Raw genomic sequence first — 4,771 nt, forward strand, 5'->3', positions numbered from 1 at the left:
CGGCTGGACCGAGCACCGCAGGTTGCCCCGGAGCGAAGCGCAGGGGACGCAGGAACCAGGGTCGCCTTTTCTTTGCTTACTTTCTTTTGGCGAAGCAAAAGAAAGTGAGTTGCATGCCGGGCAACCCCCGGCCAGCTACCCTCAGCAAAAAGCACAACATCTGAGCAAAAGCGGCCCCGAAGCGCAAAGGCCGGAGCAAGACCCGGCCTAAAGAAACCGTTCCAACAACCGCCGCGACCCCCGATCCAGCGCCGTCATATCCTTCACGCTGTACTGCACCCCCTGACTCCCGGCAATCAGTAGCCCCGTGCGCCCCAAACGGCGAATATCTTCCTCGCCCTTGAGCACAAAAGACGTTTCGCCCCGGTCGGTCTCCACCGTCCACACGCTGGGGGTGGCAAAGGTCGAAACGCTTTTCAGCCGCGTCACCTCGGGCACAAAGTCGCGCAACGCCAGCTCTTCTTCCAGCAAGGTGCGCGCATCCGCCGGTAAGGCCCGTAGGTTTTCGACCCAGGCCACTTCGTGCCCTTCAGTATTGACCAGTGAAATGCCTTCATCAGGCGCTGCCAGCGGAAAGGCCCGCACCGGCACCACGCCAACGTGTTGCTGGCCGCCGGCATCGACGAACACCAGCCGGCCTGATGGCGTGCGCTCCAGGGAAAAAGAAGATGAAGAAGTCGTTGTCATGTGCAATCCTTGACTCAGGGGTTGCCGGCGTGCTGCGCGGTGTGGGCCAGCTGCGAGGTGGCCAGGGCGATGCGGCTTTGCTCGGCCTCCTCGCTGCCTTCATCGCTGTCGACCTGGCGGGCCTGCGCCTCGTACAGGCGCCAGTAGGCGCCCTGCTTGGCCATCAATTCGTCGTGCGGTCCTACCTCCACCACCTGGCCGCGGTCCATCACCACCAGGCGGTCGGCTTTGCGCAGTGTTGAAAGGCGGTGGGCAATGGCAATCGTGGTGCGGCCCTGCACCAGGTTGTCGAGGGCGCGCTGGATTTCTTTTTCGGTCTCGGTGTCCACCGATGAAGTCGCTTCGTCCAGGATCAGGATGCGCGGGTCGATCAGCAAGGCCCGTGCAATCGAGATGCGCTGGCGCTCGCCGCCCGAAAGGCCCTGGCCGCGTTCACCCACCAGCGAGTCGTAGCCTTGCGGCAGGCGCAGGATGAACTCATGCGCATGGGCGGCACGCGCCGCCGCGACGATTTCCGCGCGGGTGGCGCCGGGTTTGCCGTAGGCGATGTTCTCGGCAATCGTGCCGAAGAAAAGAAAGGGCTCCTGCAGCACCAGCCCGATGTTGCGGCGGTAATCCGCGACGCCAAAGCGCCGGATGTCGGTGCCGTCCACGCTGATGGAACCGTCGCTCACGTCGTAGAAGCGGCAGATCAAATTCACCAGCGTGCTTTTGCCCGAACCGCTGTGGCCCACGAGGCCAATCATCTCGCCGGGCCGGATTTGCAAGTCGAGCCCGCGAATCACCGAGCGGTTGCCGTAACGGAACCCGAGGTTCTTCATGTCGATGCGGCCTTCGAGCGCACCTATCTTCACCGGGTTGGCGGTTTCGGGCACGTTGGAGACGTGATCAAGGATGTCGAAGATGCGCTTGGCGCCGGCGGCGGCCTTTTGCGTGACGGAAACGATGCGGCTCATCGAATCGAGCCGGCCGTAAAAGCGGCCGATATAGGCGATAAAGGCGGTCAGCACGCCGACCGTGATCTGCTGGTGCGACACCAGCCAGATGCCAAAAGCCCAGACCACCAGCAGGCCGACTTCCGTGAGCAACGAGACGGTGGGCGTAAACAGCGACCAGGTCTTGTTGAGCTTGTCGTTGACCGCCAGGTTGTGCTGGTTGACCTCACGAAAACGCTGGGCTTCCCGCTTTTCCTGGGCAAAGGCCTTGACCACGCGGATGCCCGGAATGGTGTCGGCCAGCACATTCGTCACGTCCGACCAGACGCGGTCGATTTTTTCGAACCCGGTGCGCAGCTTGTCGCGCACCACGTGGATCATCCAGCCGATAAACGGCAGCGGCAACAACGTCACTACGGCCAGCCAGGGGTTGATGGAAATGAGGATCACCGCGGTCATCACAATCATCAGCACATCGGTGGCGAAATCCAGCGCATGCAGCGACAAAAACACGCAGATGCGGTCAGTTTCGGAGCCGATGCGTGACATCAGGTCGCCGGTGCGCTTGCCGCCAAAGTAGTCCAGCGAGAGCTCCAGCAGGTGGTCAAACGTGGCGGTGCGCAGGTCGGCGCCAATGCGTTCGGACACCAGCGCCAGCAAATAGGTGCGCGCCCAGTTGAGCGCCCAGCCCAGCACGGCGGCGCCCAGCAGGCCGCCCAGCAGCAGGCCCACCTTCCAGGGCTCGATCTGCTGGCCGTTCTGGAACGGGATCAGGATGTCGTCCATGAGCGGAATCGTGAGGTAGGGCGGCACCAGCGTGGCCGCCGTAGAGGCCAGGGTCAGCAAAAAGCCAGCCAGCAGCTGGTAGCGGTACGGATCGGCAAACCGCCACAGCCGCAGCAGCACCCAGGTAGAAGGCGGCGTGTGCAACTCACGCGCGCAGGCCGGGCATTCCTCGCTGTCGGGTGGCAGCGGCAGGTCGCATTCGGGGCACAAGGCCGTCTCCTCGGCCGGCGCCGCGGCAGCGCCCCCCACCGGGGCCTGCAGTTGGGCAAACAGGCGCACCAGCCGCAGGGCCTGCACATTGGCGCCCAGGGTAAACCGCCAGCTGGCCAGCCGCCGGCCCGCTTCGTGCAGCTCCAGCGTGCCCACTCCGGCATGGTCAAAATGGCGCAGTGAAAGCCCCTGCAATGCGGTACCGGCGGCATCTGCCGCGGGCCAGCTGGCCCATACGCCTTCCGGGCTGCGCGCCAGCAACCGGCGGTCCGTCAGGGCCAGCAAGCCCCGGGCAAAACGAAGTTGGTTATCCAGGTCAACCACCAGCGTGCACAGAACGTTCTCTTGGGTTGCAAGTTGTGAGCGAAGCCCTGCCAGAACAGGGTCGGTAGGGCTGGAGTCGTCTGCCGGGTGGTTGTGTTGCATTGTGTTGTGGAAAATCTTGGCGTCCCGCATCTGGCGCGGCAGGGTATTCGCAGGTTCTTCGTAGTTGTGCGAATAGGCCCGAAACAGGGATTTTCGCCGAATGCGGCCTGGCACGACGGAGTTTGACCATTTCAACCCCTGAAAATGACGGAACCATCAAAATCGACCCCTGGCGGCCACGCCGCGACAAAAACAACAACATAACGAGACACAGGGACCCACCGAGACCTTGACAGGCCTCACACTGAAATCCATCGGCCAGGGCCGAGCCTTGCCCCACGAGGTGCCAAGGCCCGGCCTTGCCGTCAATTTTGCGAAAAATGAGCCCACAGGACGACATCAAGCTGCTGCGCATCAATTACCTGCGCGGTCCCAACATCTGGACCTACCGGCCCGTGCTGGAAGTCTGGCTGGACCTTGGCAGCCTCGAAGACTTTCCCTCCAACCTGTTGCCGGGCTTCAATGACCGACTGGTGGCCCTGCTGCCGGCCCTCGTCGAACACCACTGCGGCGTCGGTGAGCGCGGCGGGTTCATCCAGCGCCTGCTGGAAGGCACCTGGTCCGGCCATGTGCTGGAGCATGTGGTGATCGAGCTGCTGAACCTTTCCGACATGCCGACCGGCTTTGGCCAGACGCGCAGCACGACGAAGCGCGGCGTCTACCGGATGGTGTTCCGGGCCCGCGACGAGCAGGTGGCCCGCACAGCGCTGGCCGAAGGCCACCGCCTGCTGATGGCCGCCATCAACGGCACGCCCTACGGCCAGGCCGATGTGCAAGCCTCCATCGAAAAAATCCGCGCCAAGGTCGACGACTGCTACCTCGGCCCCAGCACGGCCTCCATCGTGGCCGCGGCCACCGACCGCCGCATTCCCCATATCCGGCTGAACGACGGCAACCTGGTGCAACTGGGCTACGGCGCCAGCCAGCGCCGCATCTGGACAGCCGAAACCGACCTCACCAGCGCGATTGCCGAAGGCATTGCCCACGACAAGGACCTCACCAAAAGCCTGCTGGCCACCTGCGGCGTGCCGGTGCCTGAGGGCCAGATCGTCGGCACAGCCCAGGAAGCCTGGGAAGCCGCCGAAGACATCGGGTTGCCGGTCGTCGTCAAGCCGTCCGACGGCAACCACGGCCGGGGCGTGTCGCTGGACCTGAAGACACAGGCTGAAGTCGAAGGCGCATTTGAAGTCGCGGCACGGCACGGCAGCGAAGTCATGGTCGAGCGTTTTGTGCGCGGCAATGAGCACCGCCTGCTGGTGGTCGGCGGCCGTGTGGTCGCCGCCGCGCGCGGCGAGGCGGCATGGGTCACCGGCGACGGCACCTCGACCGTCTCGCAACTGGTAGACGCACAGCTCAACACCGACCCGCGCCGCGGCGTCGGTGAAGACTTCCCGCTGGGCCGCATCAACACCGCCAGTGACGGCGCCATCATTCTGGATTTGCAGCGCCAGGGCCTGAGCCCCGAAGCCGTACCGGCCCCTGGCCGCGAAGTGCTGATCCAGCGCAACGGCAATGTGGCCATCGATTGCACCGACCAGGTTCACCCCGACGTCGACCACATCGTCTCACTCGCGGCCCGCGTGGTGGGCCTGGACATCGCCGGGGTCGATGTGGTGGCGCAGGACATCTCCCGCCCGCTGCACGAACAGGGCGGCGCCATTGTTGAAGTGAACGCCGGCCCCGGGCTGTTGATGCACCTCAAGCCCGCCGAAGGCGCACCGCGGCCG

At 64.5% G+C, this 4,771-nt stretch carries 3 protein-coding genes and 1 pseudogene; 2 read left to right on the top strand and 2 right to left on the bottom strand.

Translation table 11 applies throughout. From position 1 onward, the window contains the following. Window positions 1-211, top strand: a pseudogene (locus AC1D0Z_RS16205) (hypothetical protein); the annotation flags it as partial. Here the strand turns inward: AC1D0Z_RS16205 and AC1D0Z_RS16210 are convergent. Together AC1D0Z_RS16210 and AC1D0Z_RS16215 are read right to left on the bottom strand one after the other, a co-directional pair. Beyond that, entirely contained in the window at window positions 208-687 is a 480-nt protein-coding gene (locus AC1D0Z_RS16210) for a cyanophycin metabolism-associated DUF1854 family protein (protein ID WP_477659248.1), read from the bottom strand. The pseudogene AC1D0Z_RS16205 and the gene AC1D0Z_RS16210 sit on opposite strands and share 4 nt — an antisense overlap. A 14-nt stretch (window positions 688-701) precedes the next feature. Beyond that, window positions 702-3,044: a cyanophycin metabolism-associated ABC transporter gene (locus AC1D0Z_RS16215; protein WP_477659249.1), complete on the bottom strand. Its 2,343-nt coding sequence runs from the start codon at window positions 3,042-3,044 to the stop codon at window positions 702-704. Between the two features lie 320 nt (window positions 3,045-3,364). Here AC1D0Z_RS16215 and AC1D0Z_RS16220 point away from each other — a divergent pair. Next, a partial coding sequence (locus AC1D0Z_RS16220; RefSeq protein WP_477659250.1) for a cyanophycin synthetase family protein occupies window positions 3,365-4,771 on the top strand: 1,407 nt, incomplete at its 3' end.

This window comes from Polaromonas sp. P1_E3, assembly GCF_056405935.1.